17 protein-coding genes are annotated in these 20,179 nt (G+C 45.0%); 13 read left to right on the top strand and 4 right to left on the bottom strand.

The window, feature by feature from the left end:
• Positions 1–5 precede the first annotated feature (5 nt).
• A complete protein-coding gene (gene metB / locus JK628_RS02535) occupies positions 6–1,166 on the bottom strand; it encodes a cystathionine gamma-synthase (protein ID WP_202287713.1) in 1,161 nt (386 codons plus the stop codon).
• Between the two features lie 210 nt (positions 1,167–1,376).
• On the opposite strand from metB, the gene metJ reads away from it, so the two are divergent.
• Both metJ and JK628_RS02525 read left to right on the top strand, forming a co-directional pair.
• A complete protein-coding gene (metJ, locus tag JK628_RS02530; RefSeq protein ID WP_020914530.1) occupies positions 1,377–1,691 on the top strand; it encodes a met regulon transcriptional regulator MetJ in 315 nt (104 codons plus the stop codon).
• An 83-nt stretch (positions 1,692–1,774) separates the two neighbouring features.
• The gene (locus JK628_RS02525; RefSeq protein ID WP_202287712.1) at positions 1,775–2,503 is read left to right on the top strand and encodes a sulfite exporter TauE/SafE family protein; all 729 of its coding nucleotides are present in this window, start codon (positions 1,775–1,777) and stop codon (positions 2,501–2,503) included.
• 23 nt (positions 2,504–2,526) lie between these two features.
• On the opposite strand, the gene JK628_RS02520 is transcribed toward JK628_RS02525, so the two are convergent.
• Positions 2,527–3,720: a conjugal transfer protein TraF gene (locus JK628_RS02520; RefSeq protein WP_202287711.1), complete on the bottom strand. Its 1,194-nt coding sequence runs from the start codon at positions 3,718–3,720 to the stop codon at positions 2,527–2,529.
• An 884-nt stretch (positions 3,721–4,604) separates the two neighbouring features.
• On the opposite strand from JK628_RS02520, the gene JK628_RS02510 reads away from it, so the two are divergent.
• Positions 4,605–4,799: a hypothetical protein gene (locus JK628_RS02510; RefSeq protein WP_202287709.1), complete on the top strand. Its 195-nt coding sequence runs from the start codon at positions 4,605–4,607 to the stop codon at positions 4,797–4,799.
• Positions 4,800–5,035: 236 nt separating this feature from the next.
• On the opposite strand, the gene JK628_RS02505 is transcribed toward JK628_RS02510, so the two are convergent.
• A complete protein-coding gene (locus JK628_RS02505; protein WP_202287708.1) occupies positions 5,036–5,611 on the bottom strand; it encodes a YdeI/OmpD-associated family protein in 576 nt (191 codons plus the stop codon).
• A gap of 698 nt (positions 5,612–6,309) precedes the next feature.
• Between JK628_RS02505 and JK628_RS02500 the strand changes: the two genes are divergently transcribed.
• Positions 6,310–6,474 (top strand): hypothetical protein, encoded by a 165-nt coding sequence (locus JK628_RS02500; RefSeq protein WP_202287707.1) that lies wholly within the window; start codon positions 6,310–6,312, stop codon positions 6,472–6,474.
• Positions 6,475–7,370: 896 nt separating this feature from the next.
• On the opposite strand, the gene JK628_RS02495 is transcribed toward JK628_RS02500, so the two are convergent.
• Positions 7,371–8,270: a LysR family transcriptional regulator gene (locus tag JK628_RS02495; RefSeq protein WP_202287706.1), complete on the bottom strand. Its 900-nt coding sequence runs from the start codon at positions 8,268–8,270 to the stop codon at positions 7,371–7,373.
• A gap of 201 nt (positions 8,271–8,471) precedes the next feature.
• Here JK628_RS02495 and JK628_RS02490 point away from each other — a divergent pair, with 201 nt between their 5' ends.
• The 9 genes from JK628_RS02490 (at position 8,472) to JK628_RS02450 (ending at position 20,174) form a co-directional block, all read left to right on the top strand.
• Complete coding sequence (locus JK628_RS02490; protein ID WP_202287705.1) at positions 8,472–9,191, top strand: SDR family oxidoreductase; 720 nt, start codon at positions 8,472–8,474, stop codon at positions 9,189–9,191.
• Between the two features lie 449 nt (positions 9,192–9,640).
• Positions 9,641–9,970 carry a c-type cytochrome gene (locus tag JK628_RS02485; RefSeq protein WP_202287704.1) on the top strand — a complete coding sequence of 110 codons (330 nt, stop codon included), beginning with the start codon at positions 9,641–9,643 and terminating at the stop codon, positions 9,968–9,970.
• Positions 9,971–10,141: 171 nt separating this feature from the next.
• Positions 10,142–11,854: a DUF3373 domain-containing protein gene (locus JK628_RS02480; protein ID WP_202287703.1), complete on the top strand. Its 1,713-nt coding sequence runs from the start codon at positions 10,142–10,144 to the stop codon at positions 11,852–11,854.
• A 69-nt stretch (positions 11,855–11,923) separates the two neighbouring features.
• Complete coding sequence (locus JK628_RS02475) at positions 11,924–13,297, top strand: tetrathionate reductase family octaheme c-type cytochrome (RefSeq protein ID WP_443020006.1); 1,374 nt, start codon at positions 11,924–11,926, stop codon at positions 13,295–13,297.
• A gap of 373 nt (positions 13,298–13,670) precedes the next feature.
• Positions 13,671–13,958: a hypothetical protein gene (locus JK628_RS02470; protein ID WP_202287701.1), complete on the top strand. Its 288-nt coding sequence runs from the start codon at positions 13,671–13,673 to the stop codon at positions 13,956–13,958.
• Between the two features lie 32 nt (positions 13,959–13,990).
• Positions 13,991–14,821 (top strand): alpha/beta fold hydrolase, encoded by an 831-nt coding sequence (locus JK628_RS02465; RefSeq protein ID WP_202287700.1) that lies wholly within the window; start codon positions 13,991–13,993, stop codon positions 14,819–14,821.
• 259 nt (positions 14,822–15,080) lie between these two features.
• On the top strand, positions 15,081–16,739 hold the full coding sequence (locus tag JK628_RS02460; RefSeq protein WP_202287699.1) for an ABC transporter transmembrane domain-containing protein: 1,659 nt from the start codon (positions 15,081–15,083) through the stop codon (positions 16,737–16,739).
• A complete protein-coding gene (locus JK628_RS02455) occupies positions 16,736–18,856 on the top strand; it encodes a peptidase domain-containing ABC transporter (protein WP_202287698.1) in 2,121 nt (706 codons plus the stop codon). The genes JK628_RS02460 and JK628_RS02455 overlap by 4 nt, the downstream gene beginning before the upstream one ends.
• The gene (locus JK628_RS02450) at positions 18,849–20,174 is read left to right on the top strand and encodes an HlyD family type I secretion periplasmic adaptor subunit (protein WP_202287697.1); all 1,326 of its coding nucleotides are present in this window, start codon (positions 18,849–18,851) and stop codon (positions 20,172–20,174) included. Before JK628_RS02455 ends, JK628_RS02450 begins: the two co-directional genes overlap by 8 nt.
• The last annotated feature ends 5 nt before the right edge of the window (positions 20,175–20,179 follow it).

Below are 20,179 nucleotides of genomic sequence, written 5' to 3'. Positions count from 1 at the left end.
TTTAATTAACAAGCGACAGCTGCATTGAGTGCAGCTTCAATATCGGCAACAAGATCATCAGCATCTTCGATACCAACAGAAAGACGGATTAAGGTGTCTTTAACCCCTGCTTGAGCACGTGCTTCAGGATCCATCGCTCGATGCGTCATGGTCGCAGGCACTGCCACTAGACTCTCTACTCCTCCGAGGCTTTCTGCAACAGAGAAATAATTAAGATTTTTTAAGAAAGCGACTAATTGCTCTTCACCGCCTCTTAATTCAAAGCTGAGCATCGCACCGAAGCCTTTTTGCTGCTTAGCAGCAATTTCATGACCAGGGTGATCTTTAAGCCCTGGGTAGTAAACTTTTTCTACTGCGCGATGACGGGTAAGAGTATCAAGGATCCGCTGCGCATTCGCCTGATGTTCGCGAATTCTTACCGCAAGTGTTCGAATTCCGCGCAATGTAAGATAACTATCGAATGCACCGCCCGTCAGACCTAAAGTATTTGACCACCAATGCAACAACTCGCCCAGCTCAGCGTCTTTCGCCACCACAGCACCACCGACGACATCACTGTGGCCATTGATATATTTGGTGGTCGAATGAATCACGATATCGGCACCAAGTAGTAAGGGTTGTTGCAAGATTGGTGACAGGAAAGTGTTATCAACGACCACGAGTGCACCCACTTCGTGGCTAGCAGCACTTATTGCTTCAATATCAACAACCCGTAACAGTGGATTTGACGGCGTTTCTAGCCACACCATTTTAGGCTTTCTAGCAATGGCTATAGCCAATGCCGCTGTATCGGTTTGGTCAACGACCTCAAGTTTGAACTGACCTTTCTTCGCCAGATTGACAAATAAACGATAACTACCACCATAACAATCATGAGGTACCACCAACAGGTCATCGGGACCAAGTAAACTAGTCACTAAAGTTATGGCTGCCATTCCAGTACAAGTCACTACCCCTGTACAACCTTTTTCGAGTTCAGCGATAGCATCGCCTAAGATTGAACGAGTGGGGTTGCCTGAGCGGCTATAATCGAAATCTCTAGGATTTTTGTGACCATCAAAAGAATAGTTTGTAGAAAGATAGATCGGAGGTACAACCGCACCATGTTGGCTATCGGACTCGATGCCTTGGCGCACAGCTACAGTGGCTAGTTTACGCTCGGTCATGTACTACTCCTCTTGCTAGATTTTCTTATTAGGGATGTCTGGACGTCTAAATGTACCTAAGCAATTCACCCTAGTCAATCACTTTTGGCCGTTTAGACGTCCAAGCATTTAGAAATCTATTTGCATTTGTCATAAAATAGAGGCAATAATTTGACTGTGCTGCATAAGGGGTTAAAATCTGCCCCGAATTTAAAAATTACAGGTGAGTCAATGACTGAGTGGAACGGCGATTATATCAGCCCATATGCTGAACACGGAAAAAAGAATGAGCAAGTAAAAAAAATTACTGTCTCTATTCCTTTGAAAGTACTCAAGGTGCTTACCGATGAGCGTACACGCCGCCAAGTGAATAACTTACGTCATGCCACCAATAGCGAATTACTCTGTGAGGCGTTTCTACACGCTTACACAGGACAACCGCTGCCAAATGATGGTGATCTTTCAAAAGATAAGCCTGATAGCATGCCTGCGGAAGTTAAACGCTTGATGGATGAGATGGGCATTGAGTGGGAAGAGCTAGAGTAGACAGGCTAAGTATGTGCAAACAAGGACCGCTATAGCGGTCCTTGTTTGCTTTCGTTCGCGAAAAAAGATCCACAGGTAGCTAAATGCTAGACCCAAACACGCTTATTTTCGCCTCTATCATTATATTTTGTGGTGCATTAACACAGAGTCTAATTGGCTTTGGTTTAGCTATCATCGCCAGTCCACTGTTATATATTATCGAACCCTCGCTAGTGCCAGCATCAGTCATTATGATGGGTTTCTCTACGGCCGTATTAACGCTTTTTAGAGAGCGTGGGCAGCTTGAGTTCAATGGGTTGCAATATGCGCTACTGGGGCGCATTCCGGGTGGGATCTTAGGCGCTATGCTTATATTGATAGCCCCTCAGCCTATTCTAGGGCTGGCAATAGCCCTTACCGTGGCGATCGCCGTTGGCTTTAGCTTGCTGAAGTTTAATATTTCGGTTAACCGTTTAAGCCTGTTTATTGCAGGGGTTCTCTCTGGCATTTTTGGCAACATTGCTGCCATAGGTGGACCACCGCTGGCGATATTGCTCGCAGGTAAAGATGCCGGTCAATTTAGAGCGGCCCTATCAGCCTTCTTCATATTTAGTTCTATGATTGCATTGGCCATTTTAGGATTTGCAGGGCTATTAAAGCCTGAACATTTGTGGGCATCATTAATGCTATTGCCCTCTGTAATATTGGGTTATGCAGTTGCCGGTAGATTGGTCGGTAGAGTCGATAAACAAAAAACCAGAGTTTTTACTCTGGTCTTATGTAGTTTCAGTGCACTTATCTTAACAGTTAAGTCGATTATCGAACTTAGTTAACCTAACGCTCAAGTAAACCATGTTTAGAAGTGATATGAGGTTTGTAGCACCCCACCTATCGCTTCATCACTGCCAAACATCCCTGTAAAGTCTAAGAAAAATGACTCACCAAAGGCAAAACCAGAACCAATAGAATAGATGTTCGCCGTTGAATCTTTCATGTCATGGCGATAACCAACACGCAATGACATCCAGTCAAACGCCCGCACTTCACCGCCTAGGCGCCAATACTGCGTGCCATCGAGCTCTTTAAACTTCTTGTTTTCAATCAAATCAACATCGGTTGTTACCGTCAAGATACTCCAGTCATAAGCAACACCTGCGGTCACCAAAGGCTCAACGCGATAGGTGAACTTCTGCCCTTCAACTTCAATGGTATCGACATCTTGGCTAATAAGGTTACGACCTGACAAACCAAATACCAAACCATTGATTGGCTCAATAGCCACACCGACATCGATATTAAAACTGGTTTCATCGTTACGGTATTCAACATCATCAAAGTCACTGGCAGAAAAATTATTCGCGCTAGCAATATAGTTGTACGTATCGATGCGCTGGAACTTTGGTGATATACCTACCGAGATAGGCATATTGACAATAGAGAGCGGGAAACTTAACGCTATTCCTAAATCAGATACAGCCCCTCCAATCACTTGGCCATTTGAGGCTAAGTCGGTCACTGCTGGCGGATTATTTACATCTAAGTCTGTAAGCGCATCGATATCCGATTGGGCAATGTTAGCGACACCAACGGCGTTCACGTAACTTTTGTAGAAAATAGCCATTGGCATTCTTTGATGTGGAATCGCCACGCTAAAACCAAGACCGGCACTGGCGTACGCAGACGTACCTTTCAGCGATTCTAAATCGAGGATCAAATCATCTCGGTAAACATCAATATCGCCACTGTTACCCGCATCAATAGCAGCGGCCAAGCCATCATATGAATCAATAAGAGAGTCAAATTTATCAATCATATTGTCGCTGTCGGCCATATCAATACCGAGCACCGGCATCAATAAAACAGCTGAATTATCTTTGTGTGCATTTAAACCGAGCAATGCTGGGTTAACAAAAGCAGCCCCCTCATTATTAGACGAGGCAACACCAGCGCCGCCCATTGCATCACTACGGGCCTCATAATACTCTTGGCCTGAATAGGCAAAAAAGCTGGGGATTAGTGCGCATAATAGCGCTAGTTTACGTAGTTTCATCCATTCCGCCCTTTTTATGTCCTTAACGCTTTAACACCAATACGGTCCAAATCGAAAAAAGGTCTTATACCAATCAATATAAGTAGTTGATCTACTCAGAGTGTTTGTTGGCGAACTAATTCAAGGCGAATGAATGACATAATGATTATTCCCTTATGAGTTCATTTAACGTAGAAGTAGGAAGCCAAAAACCCTCTTTACAGACGAGTTTTAGCGTTTCTGATGCTGTGTTAACGAGCTTAAACGTAGAATAACTATGCTCTTCACTCGTTGCCTTGCCTCAGAATCGCTAAACTCTCGCTGAGCGATCAAATCTTTATACTGATTGGTATTAATTATTTTTTTCTTATCAAGAGTTATTCTAAGCCAAAAAAAACAACTAAGGGATAAAATTTTAACCTTAAAACTACATTTTTATTACCAAAGTATCGCCCCAGTATTTAAATATGTTCAACCACTTGCAGCAAAGGGCGATTTTTACAGGCTTTGTCACTCATTAAGCAACGATACCAATCATTTAATTAGTGCGGTGCTCTCGTCTAAATTGCGACGGACGCTTACCAAATAAGCGCCGAAACTGACGGCTGAAATAGCTGTGGTCGTAAAGTAAAATCTCTAAAGTAACTTTTATGACGTAGTACTCCTCTGGAGCGCCTATCCATCAGTATTCTACTCGTCGATTCACTGGTAAGTAACCAAAGGCTCATATGACGCCCCTTCCTATCTAATTAGCTGAAGGGAGTTTTAGTGCCATAAATCCAGTGACAACACTGAATAAAATTGTCTATATTAAAAGCGAAACTATTGGATAGATCGCTGAGTCTAATTAATAGGTTAGTCTTCCATCTAACCAAACCAATAAGCTTTTAGAGATAGGAGCAACTATGCATCTAATCATGAAGTCTCAGTTTGACGAGCTTCGCCTTAACGATGAATATGAATACAGCACCAATGATAGAGGCGGTAAAAAGGTCGTTAAGATCTATAAAGACGGTGATCTCATAGCCAAAAAGATCAGCATCAAGAATTCAGTGCAATACTTCGGTGTTACCGGTATCGAAGAGCTACTTGAGGCCTAAGTATTTAGCCATGGGGCTGGCGTAGTTCTGCCAGTCTGCACGTCGAGCTTGGATAGACAGGCTCTCAACAAGTGCTTAGATTCCAGGTCAGAAGTTTTGATGAAGCAAAGTATGACAATCGAATATTCGATAACGCCCATTTAAGGGGCTGATAATTGTTTGCTAAAACAAGTGACGAAGGAGCAAAAACCAACTGTTGTTTGTCCTTTTGAGTGACTTGCTATGCCGAATGCCACTTATTTAGGTTTTTCCTCATGAGCAAGCATTGACATGTATTTTGTAAATCGTCTTTGTCTAGTTTCGGGTTTCTTTGCACTTGTTAAGCCGTAAGCGATAACATAACGGCTCGATTTATTAAGAGTTTCAAAAAACTGTTTTACGATCGGCTGATTTTCTAGTGCGGCTATGAAATCTGCGGGCACTTCCATTTGGCTTACCACATAAGCGTTTTCCCAACGACCGTCAGCTTTCGCGGCACGAACATGCACAAGCCCAGATACCTTCATTCGGTCTTCGTTAATCAAACGTTCAACATGCTCAGTGTTTCTTTTAGACCAGTTGCTTCGTGCTGTTCTGGGAGTTATGCGTTGAAGATAGGCTTGATCATCAATTGACTTTTTCACACCGTCAATCCAACCCCAGCACAAAATCTCTATCACTACATCATTCCAAGTGACACTTTGAATCCCAGTATTTATCTTAAATATCTTTACCCACAACTCACTTTCAGTTGCGTGATTCACCTTTAGCCACTCGCCGAGATCTTTCGGTGTTGCAAATGTCATGATTCTCGATGGATCTGGTTCAGGCATCTAATTAGATTCTCTTCGGCATAACGCCAACCCAAGCCGCAACGTGCTGGCGTGGGTTTTGCGCTTTTTTTTGCAAAAAATGCGACAGTGTTAGCTGTCGGACTTTGGGTTGGCGTTATGTGGCGTTGCTTATACGCCCATCAGACCAACAAACCACTTAGGCCAATACCACCCAAAATACATTGCGCTAACAATAGATATTGATATTGGACGTAAATCCTTAAACCATAAAGCAGTAACTAAACCAATTAAACTAGACCACCCCAAGGCATAGCGATTGAAAATAAAAAGCCAACTGGCATTAAATATAACATATCGACAAAATCATTAATTGGGCGCCAATTGATATTGGGTTCTGGTATGTAGTTATATTCCCAATATAGCATTGATAAAATGGAAACGACTACAGCAAAAAGACAACTACCTGTAAGCCATCGAAGCAGAATTTTTTTCTGTTAACTCTGAACTCCATTTACTACCTTGAGAAACGAACAAACTTAGCCACCCGTTGATAATCAATAACATAACTAGCTTTCTAGCTGATATCAATACTCAGCATCTTTGCCGCGTTCAGCCCGAAGTGTTTCCAATTGCCTGCGGCAGGTGCTGGACAGGATGTCCGAATGTCGTGATCACATGGTCGATGATGTTCCCGACATCATCATGACATTTCCTATATCCCTATAGATCAGATGTGAATGAACGACCGTATGTGCAGACACTTCTTAGGCACGCTGCAAGTACATCTGACCTCCATGGACGGAGAGAATGCCAAATTCTGTATGGAACAGAATTGGCCTTGTAAGCTCTACGATGGCATCCATGCCATCAAAGGCCTAAGCCGTATCTACACTGGGTTATAAAAGCGCAAACTTTTAGCAATTTAGTTGTTAATTTAAAACCACTAAAGTCACCACTCTGCATAGCCAGCAGAACACGCCAATCTTCCCCGTTGGAAATTTAGCTTTTTAAATTTCGCCGGGGCGCTGAGGGATTGCCAAGGGGCGCAAGCGCTTTGCCCCTTGGCTCTGGTGTGGGCGAAGCGCCACGACTTTTTTATAAATAAGTATGCTCAACTTGATAGCTTCAATATGTAGACTAAATAGGAATGGAACATAAATGCTTTAGCTGCTGACCAAAGTGGTTCCAATGACCTGCGGTCGACGTATGCGCAGACACTTCTTAGGCACGCTGCAAGTACATCCCTGTAAGCTCTACGATGGCATCCATGCCATCAAAGGCCTAAGCCGTATCTACACTGGGTTATAAAAGCGCAAACTCTCAGCATTTGTGTTTTGATTAATGAACGCAAAAAGAGACTGTTCCGCAAAACTAACAGAAAACACCAACTCCCCATCGAAGTTGCCGAAGTACGTAGATAAAAATGCCGTAGAACCATCATGGGCTTTCTCGTGCATCCATGCACTTCAAGACATTCAGGCATCCGGCCTATCAGATGATGGTTCAGGCTCGGGGGGCATGGATGTCCCATCTGAGCCGTTAGGCGATTTTTGTTGGAGTATGAGGCCTGTACTCAATACATGTAACTTCGTAGGGGCGGAGAGGACTTCTTTTGTAAGAATTAGGCAAGAGGGGGTTGCTGTTGATCCCCTTTTGGCCGGGTGTGGGATGGAATCCCACGACTTTTATCAAACGAGGTTTGATTATCTGCACCTCTGGTGTGGGCGAAGCACCACGACTTACCTCGGCCGCAAGGCAGCTGTTTTAATGTTCACCGTCAGGTTATCTGCAGAGACTATCAGACATAGTCCAAAAAATGTTGGGTAGTAAAAGCAATAAACTCCCGTAATCGCGCCGGCTGAAACTTGTCTTTATTGTAAAGCAGGTATAGCGGTGTTGCCGGAATAAGCCACTCGTCAAACACATGTACCAATTCGCCTTTACTTAACTCATCAGCACAATAAAGCTCTGGCAAGCGTACAATTCCATGCCCCGCTAGCGCGCTGCTTTTCATCACTCGGCCATTCTTACAACGAAACTTCCCGGTAATAGCCACATCCGCTTTTTGCTTAGCATCCGCTTTATGTTGAAAGCTCCAGTGGTTCACGGTGCCGATAATACAGCTATGTTCGTTGAGCGCCTTAGGGTGTAGGGGTTTACCTTTTTGCTGAAGATAACGCGGTGCGGCCAAGGTGCAGTTATTAATGTCCATCAATTTACGCGCCACAAGACCAGAGTCTTCCAGCTCGCCCATACGGAAAACCAAGTCAAAGTGATCTAATACTAGATCGACCCGCTGGCTGCTAAAGTCCAAATTAATACTGATATTAGGGTGTGCACTAATAAAGTCATTCACCAAACGGGTGACGATCTCCTCACCGATATAGCCGCCAACACAGTTAATGTTGATATTACCCTGCAAGTTTTGCGCATTATCGACTGTTTTAGCCACCGCTTGCTCCACCACATCTAATGCATGCTGGCAGCGCTCATAAAAGAACTCACCTTGATCGGTGAGCCTTTGCGCTCTTGTAGTACGGGTTATCAAGGTCACTCCAAGATAACTCTCTAATTGGGTCAGTTGCTTGGATAGATGCGAGCGAGAACATGCCAACTGCTCTGCGGCCAAAGTGAAACTGCCCTGCTCTGCAATCACGGTAAATGCTCTCACATCTGCTAGATTTAAGTCTTTGTACATTTGTTAGCTTCTGCCCTAAAACGGAATAGCCAGCTTACATTAGGAGTCCAGCGTAAACAATGATATTCGCTATACGTTATATATCAACAATCAACATACCGCTAAACTACGGCCAATTCGACATGATTAACATAATACTGCCGACTCAATACAGCCAACTCAACTGCATGACTGGCGTAATACATCTTTACTGAGGTTTATATGAAACAACTTATCGTAATTACTGGCGCATCTTCAGGTATCGGCGCAGCAATGGCACAAGCCTTTAGCGCTAAAGGCCATCCACTACTTTTACTCGCTCGTCGCGTTGAGCCTATGGAGGCATTAAAGCTAGAAAATGCTTTGTGTATCAGTGTTGATGTTACTGATGCTGCGGCAATGAAAAGTGCAATCGCTACAGCTGAAGCCAAATTTGGTCCTGTTGGCGGCTTAATCAATAACGCTGGCCTTATGTTACTTGGCGCTGCAGACACACAAAATCCGGCGGAATGGAGCCAGATGCTCAACGTCAATGTGATGGGTGTACTTAACGGTATTCACGCTGTTCTAGCGGGTATGAAAGCACGTAAAACTGGTACCATTATCAACATCAGTTCAGTTGCTGGCCGTAAGACCTTCCCTAACCATGCGGCATATTGTGCAACCAAATTCGCTGTTCACGCACTAACGGAAAATATCCGTGAAGAAGTTGCAATGGATGATGTTCGTATGATCACCATCGCACCTGGTGCCGTTGAAACACCACTGCTTAGCCATACTACTAGTGATGAGATTAAAACTGGCTACGAAGGTTGGAAAGAGTTCATGGGTGGCATTATTGAGCCTAGCGTGATTGCTGACGCTGCCGTATTTGCTTTTGAACAGCCACAACATGTTTGTGTACGTGAAATCGTACTAGCAACAACGCGCCAACAACCATAATTATTTTGACTGTAACAAATAAGGTGGCACTTTAGCACTCGCTGCGACTGCCATCTTTAACTATCAAATAAAGCTCTGCTAACAAATGTTAGCAGGGCTTTATTTTTACCTAAAATTAACTAGCCCATATCACTTTAGAGATAGCTAAAAATCAAAAATGTGATCTAAATCAGTTGCAAAAACAGATTAAAATCTCCGACTAAAAACTTACCGACGACAACAAAACAAAAAAACACTTAAAAAACAACAACAAAAACTGCTACGGCTAAGTTCATTAGTTTTTTTTCAATGATATTTTTATCAATTAGATTTTTATCATGAAAGTGATCAAGCTCAACGATTCCGCAATACCAACTTGTTAAATTTAGCAACAACACAGAAGCACTTTGGAACCATTCTGTTAACCACGCAAAGGACGGCGTAAAACCTATAAAAATAGTAAGGAATTGATGATGAAAACAATCACGAAAATCGGAATAGGTCTTGCAGTAGCCCTGTCTTTAGGCCTTCAAGCGCAAGCCGCTGATGGCGGTAACCCTAAAAAAGGTAAACATCTTTATAAAAAAGAGTGCAAAGCCTGCCACAACAAAGGGGATGCCGGTGGAGAAGTCACTCCAATGACAAAAACCATGAGTCAGTGGGATCGCTTTTTTAAGCGTATGAAACATAAGGGTGATCAAGAAGCGTTCAATGCTTTTTCTGAGAAAGATATTAAGGACATTCAGCAATTTTTGTATGACCATGCGGCCGATTCAGATCAACCACAAACCTGTGGCTAACCGCGCGAAGGGTTAAGTCCTTCTAGCGATAAAACAACACATTAAATTGAAAAAATGGGGAATACCTCAGGGCTTAATGCTGCCAAAAATCAGCAAAACCGAGGCGACTCCTCAACATCAATCGAGGCTAACCCTATAAAAAGCGGTTAAAAACTCGAAAGGAGAGATGTTATGCGTACCCTAATTTCACTGCTTGTTGCCAATGCGCTCGCTTTGTCTGGTAGCGTTTATGCTGCTGAGAACGATGCTCAAAAAATGGCAGATCTTAAACAACAACTTGAAGACATCACAAGCGAGTTGGACGATCTCAATGATCGTGTCGATGGCAACGAACGCCATACAGCATTAGATAGACTATTGATCACCGGTGACTTCCGCACCAAAGCTCACACCCTGCATTACCAGAATGTTACTTGGAACCCCGCCATTAAAGTTGATTTTAATGACTTTGGCGCTAAAGCCATGTCTGGTGCATTTGGTTCACCAACCGATGCTAACTCTCCGCTCGGCAAAATGATGGCTGCCGATCCCAACCTTGCTGCAGCCTTCCAAAGTGGTCAACTACAAGGTGTCATGCCCTATGCTTTGGCACAGAAAACCACTCAAGATATCGATAATGACATTTACTACACCACCCGCCTTAGACTTAATTTAAAAGCCAAAGTCTGGGATAACGTCAGCTTTGCAGGTCGCTTATCGATGTTTAAAAACTGGGGCGACTCAACGGGCGTTAAAGTATTTGATTCTTGGAACTCATTTACCATGGATGGCACCAGCAGTGGTAGCACAAGTGGTGACTTCCTCAGAGTCGAGCGTGCCTATTTTGACTGGAAAAACATCAACGGCTCTCCACTATATTTATCGATTGGTCGTCGCCCATCAACTTATGGTCCACCAACCCAGTATCGTGAAAATGAAAAGCGTGGCGGCACACCATCGGGGCATCTGGTTAATTTCAACTTTGATGGCGCTACCATGGGTTATCACTTAGGCGATATTACTGGTGTTGAAGGTCAAGTTGTGCGCTTCTGTTATGGTCAAGGTTTTGAATCGCAATGGGGTAATGGCGAGTTGTTCGGTGACATCGTCACTAAAGATACTCACCTAGGCGGATTTAATATTGATGCCATTAACGATGGTAAGAACTTCCTGCAGTTCACCCTATTTGGTGCGATGGATGTCAACGATGGCTTTAAAGGCACCATGGCATTCCCTACCCAACTAGCCAGTATTTTTGCACCCACCATGTACCAAGATATGCAAAAATTCGATAACTTTAATTTTGTCACTCGGGTACAACCTAGCGGCGTAATTGGCGACATATACCTCGGTGGCATCGGCTTCTCGCGTGAAGAAGATAACGACGTGAAATGGTTTGTCTCAGGCGGTTGGACTCGTACCGATGGCAATGGCAACGCAGGGATGTTTGGCGGCATGTCAAGTGATGCCGTATTTGAAGCTAAACTCAATTCTGATGGCACCGAAATCATCATGATGCCTAGTGCAGCCGATGACAGTGGCGCCAAAGATGGTTATAGCATCTATGCAGGTATACAAGTCCCAGCGCCTTACGGCAAGGTCGGTTTTGAGTACAACTATGGCTCTAAGTACTGGACGCCATTTACTCAAGCACAAGATGACCCAATCGGCAGTAAATTAGCCACTCGTGGCCATGTTGCTGAAGCTTATTACATGTTCGATATCAACCCGAATATGTTTATAAAACTGGCTGGAATTTATTACGATTTCGAATACACCGGCAGCGGCACCCCCGTTGGTGCACCACAGAAAGTAGACGATGTTATCGCGGGTAGCTCGTACTCAATGTTACCTGTGGTCGATACCGCTTATGACGTCAACGCCTCTCTTACTGTTAAATTCTAAGTTGGGTCAATCCCCCCGGCGCTAGCCGGGGCAGGAGTATCAAAAATGAAAAGAATTATCACAGCAACCATGGCCCTAGGTCTGCTTGCAAGTGCTCAAGTTGCCATGGCGGCCAATCCCCACAGCGAGTATATACAGGGCCCGTTTACTCAAGGCTCTGAAGTCACGACTCAATGTATCGAATGCCATGAAGATCATGCCAAAGACTTTATGAAATCTTCACACTGGACCTGGGAGTTAGAACAAAAACTACCAGGACGTACGGTTAAACGCGGTAAGAAGGATGCGATCAATAACTTCTGTACCTCAATATCGGGCAATGAACCAAGATGTACCAGCTGTCATGCGGGTTATGGCTGGAAGGACAATAACTTTGACTTTACTGACATGACCAAGGTCGATTGCCTTGTCTGTCATGACACCACCGGTACTTACATAAAAGATCCAGCTGGCGCTGGCGAAGCATTAGCCAGAGTCAACCTTGAGCGAGTAGCACAAAATGTCGGTGCGCCTGTGCGCGATAACTGCGGTACTTGTCACTTCTTTGGTGGCGGCGGTGATGCTGTTAAGCATGGCGATTTAGACTCCTCTATGTCTTATCCTGATAAAGCCACTGACGTACATATGGATACCGATGGCAATGATTTCCAATGCCAAGATTGCCATACCACAGAGGCTCATCAGATCACAGGTAATGCCATGGGAGTTTCTCCTGGCGGTCAAAATCCGATTGGCTGCGTCAATTGTCATGAAGCAACGCCGCACAAAAATACTAAGCTCAACACTCATGCTGCCAGCGTCGCCTGTCAAACTTGCCATATTCCATTTTTTGCTCGTAATGAACCGACTAAAATGAGCTGGGATTGGTCTACGGCAGGTAGCGATCTTGAAGAAACTAAAGATCAATACGGCAAGAAAAATTACCAGAAAAAGAAAGGCAACTTCGTCTGGGGCAAGATGGTTGAACCTGAATACGCTTGGTATAACGGTAGTGCTGACGCCTATATGGTTGGCGATAAAATGGACCCAAGTAAGATCACCAAGTTAACCAGCCCACTGGGAGATATTAACGATAGTAGCGCTAAAATCTATCCCTTTAAAGTTCACCGCGGTAAGCAGATCTATGACAGTAAGCAAAACATATTTGTCACAGCAAAAGTATACGGTGAAGGCGGATACTGGACAGACTATGATTGGGACAAAGCAGCCAAGTTAGGTATGGAAGCCAATAAAGTTCTCGCAGAAAAGGGCATCACTTACAGTGGAGAGCACGGCTTTGCCGCAACCGAAATGTGGTGGCGCATTAACCATATGGTGTCGCCAAAATCAGAGGCTCTCAAATGTAGTGATTGTCATAGTAAAGGTACCCGCATGAACTGGAAGGCACTCGGTTACGATGGCGACCCGATGAAAAATAAAGGTGGTTTAAGACACGCTAAATAATGTCCAACCATCGCAATATTTAACGCATTTATTGCTTCAATAAATGCGTTATTCGCCAGCCGACTCCCTGCAGATTTGTCGGCTGGCACTCCTTCACCACTCCATTAACGATAGGTGCAATTCAGCTAGCACAACGCCACGAACCGTGACCAAACTCAGCTGGCTGTTGATAAAATTCGGCCATTATCATAATCGAATATAAAAGCCTGCTCAGCCGAGCGACAGTGTCTCTGAATTAAAGTCACTTGCATCTCCTAACCTCAACGTCTAATTTAGCTTTATCGCGTTTACCTCCGCAGGGATAATATGCATCTATTTGACTTCATAGCTGTAGTTCACTGTGAGTACCCCCATTAAATAGGACTCTAGAGCAATGGCAGCACAAGTTGATAAAACTCAAAGAAACTCACGCATCATTAAAGCCTTTATGATTATCGTGGCGTTAACCCATGCGATTGGCATATATCAATCCAGCATGACAGATTGGGGGCAGCTAGCGGGTACGATTGCAGTTTTAGCATTCTTGCGTGGATTACTGCTATCACCCTCTTGCCTCGTCACACCCATTAACCTGTGGTTTAGTCAAAAAATCAGCTTCAGCCAAGCAAGTTATAAGTACTTTTTATTGGCCATGGTTTTGATGCTAGTAAGTGCAATTTAAAGCGATCGCTAACGGACAGAAAAGGAGTTCTTATGAAAACAATCATCGGTTTGGTAGTTACCAGCCTGAGTTTGAGCGCTTGTGGCTATAACACGCCGCAAAATTTACCCTCACGCGATATCTTAGAAGAGAAGGTCGACGTCGGCGGTTATCAGCTGCAATTCAAATACACACCAGGGATAGAGCCCGTCATCGTATTTGAGTCTGGCGGCGGTAACGACTCAAACCAGTGGCGCGACATTCAAGAAGCCTTACCTTATTCAATCAGAAACGCCCTCGTTAGCTACGATAGAGCGGGTCACGGTGACAGTGAACTATCAATTAATGGCTATGATATCGAAGCTGAAATGGCGGCACTGCACACTGGGCTTGAAACGCTTGGCCTCGGTGACGATGTTATTCTAGTCGGCCACTCCTACGCCGGTTTGTTAGTGCAAATGTACGCCCACAAATATCCCGACTCGGTGAACAACATCCTCTTTATCGACCCCAACAATGCTTACTATGCCACCATTGCTGATGCAAAGCAGGCGGTATTGGAAGAGTTAGACTCCCAGAGGCCTGATGATAACTGGGGAACAGCAGTCAAGAGTCAAATGCTTGCTTATGTGGAGACTATCGAAAAATCAAAGCGTGTACTCCAAACCTCAAGCTCGCCAAACCAGAATGGCTGCGTGGTGATCACCGCTGGAGAGAAATGGCATGAATCTGCAGAGCTCAATGAGCGATGGCGTCAAAGTCACGTACAGCTAGCTGCAACCTGTGCCACAGCACTCGTCGTGGCCTCAGGCAAGCAGCATATGCTGCCATCCCAAGCTGAAGCCTTGGTTATATCAGAGATAGTAAAAATGGCTAAGCTATAATTTCTATGACATTTACTCAAAATCCTGCAAATTTGCCGGCAGACCCCTTCATAACGCCTCGTCAATCGAATCTCCTTTCACCAATAAACTCGCGTCAGCTCTGCGCAAGTCATGCAAAATTATCTCACTGATAAAAAACCACTAAAAACGGTTTCTTTTTCACGCGCAAATGTAAGCAGCCTGTTAAATCAAACAGATTAGCTAAAGCTATACTATTATTTATACACCCTTTTCTGGCTGTCCAAGGATGTGATGAACGATGAGAGAGAACTTCAGTTTACTAAACAATAATCGCGCCAAGGCTGAGTTACTACTCTCCTCAACTTTCATTAATTTACTGTCTTTAGCACTGCCTTTTACCCTGCTGCAAATATACGACAGGATATTACCAAACCAAGGTTACGGCACTGCGAGTGTGCTGGCATCAGCTGTTGGGGTCGCTATTTTATTAGAGTTATTTTTACGCTATGCCCGCAGCTGGTTGTTAGCCTCATCAGCTGCCAACTTTGAGTTGCAAACCACCACCAAAGTCGTTAATTCCTTGATGCAATCTGACTATCACCATGTTGAAAGCCTCGGTACGGGTAAGGTCTACAATGGACTTGCCAGCATCGCCGCCATGCGCGAGCTTTATTCCGGGCAAGCATTAGTGGCATTTATGGACTTCCCCTTCGTGCTCATCTTTCTCGCCTTAGTCGCTTATATCGGCGGACCATTAGTGTTTATTCCTATTGCAGTGTGGGGAGTTATTGGTGCTTTAGTGTTTTTCATTGGCCAAAAACTTAACCATGCAACTCAGCAGCTAGCATTAACTGACAGTGAACGTTCACGCATGTTGATATTGGTGCTATCGGGGTTGACGACCGCAAAGGCATTAGCGATGGAGTCCCGTCTATCATCGACTTATAGCGAAATTAATTACCGTCGATTAGCGCAGCAACAGCAAGTCGATTGGTTATCATCAAAGCTACAAGAGCTCATCCAGGGCGCGTCTCAAGGCACTACATTATTGATCGTACTTATCGGTTGTCTTGAAGTGCTCGATGGCCACCTTACTACAGGTGGGTTGGCTGCTTGCTCAATTTTGGCGGGCAGAGCGATTGCGCCCTTAAGCGCCATTATTAGTCTACGTTCACGAGTTGCCAGCGCAAAAACGGCAATGAACCACGTCGACGACCTTGCAGACCTGCCCCAAGAAGCCTTTAAAGGTACAACTCAATATCAACAGAAATTGCCCCTCGGCCCTATCGATTTTAACGCAGTTTCCAGTGCTCAAGTTGGCGCGAAGCTCAATAATTTTAGCCTATCGATACCCAGTGGCAGCCTAGTCACTGTGACCTCAGATCCACTGACCCATGCCAGTTTACTGCTCAGCGTTATTGGTGCATTTCATCATTTAGATCAAGGCTCCATCACCGTTGCAGGGGTTGAGCAAAGCGAACACCAAGCCAATGAATATCGGCAATCGGTGACCTACGTGTCGCCTTGGCCAACGCTGTTTGCTGGCAGTTTATTAGAGAATATGACCATGTTTAAACCTGAGCGGGAATCACTGGCGATGGAAGTTGCTGAAGCGCTAGGGCTCACCAGCAGCATCGCTCAGCTTCCAGCAGGCTATCAAACTGAAGTAGGCGTAAACGATAGCCAAATGTTGAATAAAGGCGCAATAAAGCTGATAGCGCTTGTTAGAGCCGTGGTGCAATCACCTTCTGTTCTTTTACTCGATGAACCGATGATCTCACTCGACGCTGATTCACAAGCGCGGCTGATACAACTGCTCAATGCTCATAAAGGAAAAATGACCATTCTATGTGCTTCTCACTTTAACGAACTCGCTAGCCATAGTGACCTGCGCATCAATATTAGTGAGCATGGTGAGTGCCAGGTTTTAGCTGCGATGCAGGAGGTTAAAGCATGAACTCAATCAGCCAAACACAGCCACGAAAAGAGACCGATAGCAAACAAGCATCTGCTGAATTGAAGCACATATTAGTTGCGCTTTTCCAGCAACTGGGGTTATTTTCTCAAGCGAATAATCTACTCAATGACGATGCAATTGAATCCATCGATACTGTCCAGTTTGCCAACTTACTAAAAAAGCATCAGGTTGGTTTTTCGGTCTATAAAATTCACAATAGTGCGCTTTCTCAGTCTATTCATCCTTTTATTATCATCCCTGATGATGAGCCAGCCATCATGTTACAGCGCAGGGGCCAGCAGTATGAGCTGTTCAACCAGCAGTCTACTCAATGGCAGTTAATAACTGCGCAAGAGTTGCCTCGAACTGGGCATATTTTTGTCGTTGAAAGCCTTCCAGCCAGTAAGCAAAACATTCATGCCTTTGCTGCACATATGAGTAAACGCACCAAATGGTATAGACCGGTATTTTGGCTAAGTTTACTCTCCAGCATTACCGGGCTAGCGGTACCGCTTTTTACTATGGCAGTTTATGACCGAGTCATAGGCGGGCAAGCTCCAGATGTACTGCCCACCATCGCCCTTGGGGCAGCACTCGCTTTGGCGATTTTAGTGGTTACTCGCCTTACTCGAGCCAGCGTATTAGCGACCACCAGTAACCGTTTTGCCCGCGACCTTTCCGATATTACTTTTAGACGGCTGCTAAGCATGCCGTTGATGGTGTTATCTCGAGTAGGGCTCTCTAACCATATGGCGCGTATGCGTAATGCTGAAAAAGTCAGAACCTTGCTGTCTGGCCCCGGTGGTGCAGGTTTGGTTGACCTGCCGTTTACCGCTATCGCACTGATCACCATTGCGCTGCTCAGTGGTTGGTTGGTCATGGTACCGCTGGTGATGTTGTTACTATTTTATCTAGTGATGAAAGCCGTCAATAAATATGCTCAATCAGCCTTACCCACCATCAGTGGCGATTATCAAAATTCGATTAATGAACTCGCCAAGAACTTGCTGCAGCTGAAGACTAGCGGCAACACCGATGGCTGGAATACCAAGTTTGCCAGACAATGCAAAGAGAACTGTCGGCAAAACTTCCTTTACGCCAAACGCAACGGCTTAAACGCGGCAGTTGCCCATGCAATGAGCTTACTGACAGCACTGGTCACGGTATTTACTGGTATCTTTTTAGTGCTCAACCAGAGCATTAGCCCTGGCGCTTTGATTGCCTGTGTCATGCTCATTTGGCGTATTACAGGCCCTGCGCAGTTAGCATTTTCATCAAGCCAAAAAATCACCATGATGGAGATGGCAATCAAACAGTTTGACCGTTTTATGCAAGCTGGCACTGAACACAACGAACTCAGGCTCGATACTCCTGACACCAAAGTCGCTCCTAAGATACGCTTTCAACACGTCACTTTGCGTTATGGTGCAGATGTCGACCCTGCCCTAGCAGGCGTTAGCATTGATATTGAACCTGGCGAGAATGTTGCCATCATAGGGCCTAATGCTTGCGGTAAAACTTCAATGTTACTCGCAGCAATGGGAGTTGCCGAGGCACAAGCTGGTTATGTCACCGTTAACGACAAAAACCTCAAACAATATGACCCCGAGGCCTTTAGGCAGTGGGCTGCATTTTGCCCAGCAGAGCCCGACCTCTTTCCAGGCACCTTAGCCGACAATCTGCGTATTGCCAAACTGGACGCAACCGATCAAGAGCTGATTACCGCTATTAAAGCAGCGGGCGGTGAGTCGCTATTTAAAGCATTAGGAAACGATCTAAATATTGATCTGTTCAATCGTGGTCATACGCTGTTATCAGCGGTTGAAGGAGGCTATATCAGCTTAGCCCGAGCACTGCTAAAGCAGTCGTCATTGATCATTCTCGACGAACCCATCGCCAATCGTAATCCTGCAGCTAAAGCCCAACTGCTAAAAACATTTAGCGCACTCAGAGGCAAAAGCACAGTGTTATTTACCAGTCATGATCAAGCGTTGATCCAGCAAGCTGACAAGGTCGTAATTTTGGATAAAGGAGCTGTGGTTTACGCGGGGCCTATCCCTGAAAAAGCGCCTCAGCCACCGCAAGCATCATCTCAGGAGAACCTCTCTAATGGATAATCGTCAACTAGCGAATCGAGTATGGCCTGAGCATGAATTTACCGACGCCATTGAGGCGCCAGCAGAAAGAAAGCTGATTAAGCGCATCATCTTTTTGATCACCGGTTCAGTGTTAATCATGTTGCTGTGGTCACTGTTTACCGAGGTAGAAGAGATCTCCAAATCCAAGGGGCAAGTTGTTCCTCTTGGCCACCGACAGATCATTCAAAGTCGTACCGGCGGCACCATTGCTTCAGTAGTTGTGGAGGAGGGCGACGTGGTTAAAAAAGGCGATATTTTAGCCAGCTTTGTCTCCATTGACAGCCAATCAGCTGAAGAGGAGTTGGCAAGTAAGCGAGCCAACCTGCTGCTTAGAATTGAGCGTTTCGAGTCCTTTATTGACCAGCGTGAGCCAGATTTTAGTGAATTCCAAATCGAGTACCCACAACTAGTCAAACTGCACACTGCTTCACTGAGCCGCATGAACCAAGAGCGGATAGCAATGCAGCAATTATCAGAGTCTGATATCGCCAAGTCTCAAGCTGAGATCGATGGCCTCAAAACTGAGATCCCACCGTTAAGTGATCAGATAAAAACCGCAGAGCAAACGCTAACAATGATGCAATCGGTAACAGCCGAGCAAGCGGTATCCAAGCTGAGAATATTAGAGTCTCAACAAAAACTAGATTCCTACATGCGTGAATTAAAAGGCATGGAAAGTAAGCAGCAAGTGTTAGCTAAAAATTTACTCAATCTGGAACAGCAGCTAAACCAGAAACAAGCAACGTCACTGAAAGAGGTTGGCGAGAAACGCACCGATGCCCAAGCAGAACTGCTCGGTATTATTGCTCGGTTGAAATCATCAGGGTCACTAGTGTCACAAAATACAGTGACCGCCCCCGTGGACGGCATCATTCAATCAATACCCTCCTCTTCAACAGGCAGCGTGATCCAGCCTGGTGGCACAGTGGCGGTTATTGTTCCAATGACAAAAACCGGTTTAATGGAAGCCAAATTATCACCTCGTGATATCGGCTTTGTGAAAATAGGTCAACCGGTAAGAATAAAGATTGATGCTTTTGATTACAGCCGTTATGGCGCACTTGACGGCATAGTAAAACGCATATCCCCAAGTACCGATTCAGATGAGAAAGGCGGTGTATTCTATAAAGTTCAAATTGCCATTGATAAGCCCTATTTCTCAGATAAACCCGGCCAGTTCGACTTGATCCCAGGGATGACAGGTGAAGCCGACATCGTTACCGGAGACAAAACGGTATTCCAATACCTTTGGAAGCCTGTCTTTACCAATGTGACAGAAGCTTTTGGTGAGCGCTAAAGAGG

The sequence above is a fragment of the Shewanella sp. KX20019 genome, assembly GCF_016757755.1.
Lineage (GTDB): Bacteria > Pseudomonadota > Gammaproteobacteria > Enterobacterales > Shewanellaceae > Shewanella.
Note: the sequence above shows the minus strand (reverse complement) of the source record. Positions and strands in the feature narration are given on the sequence as shown.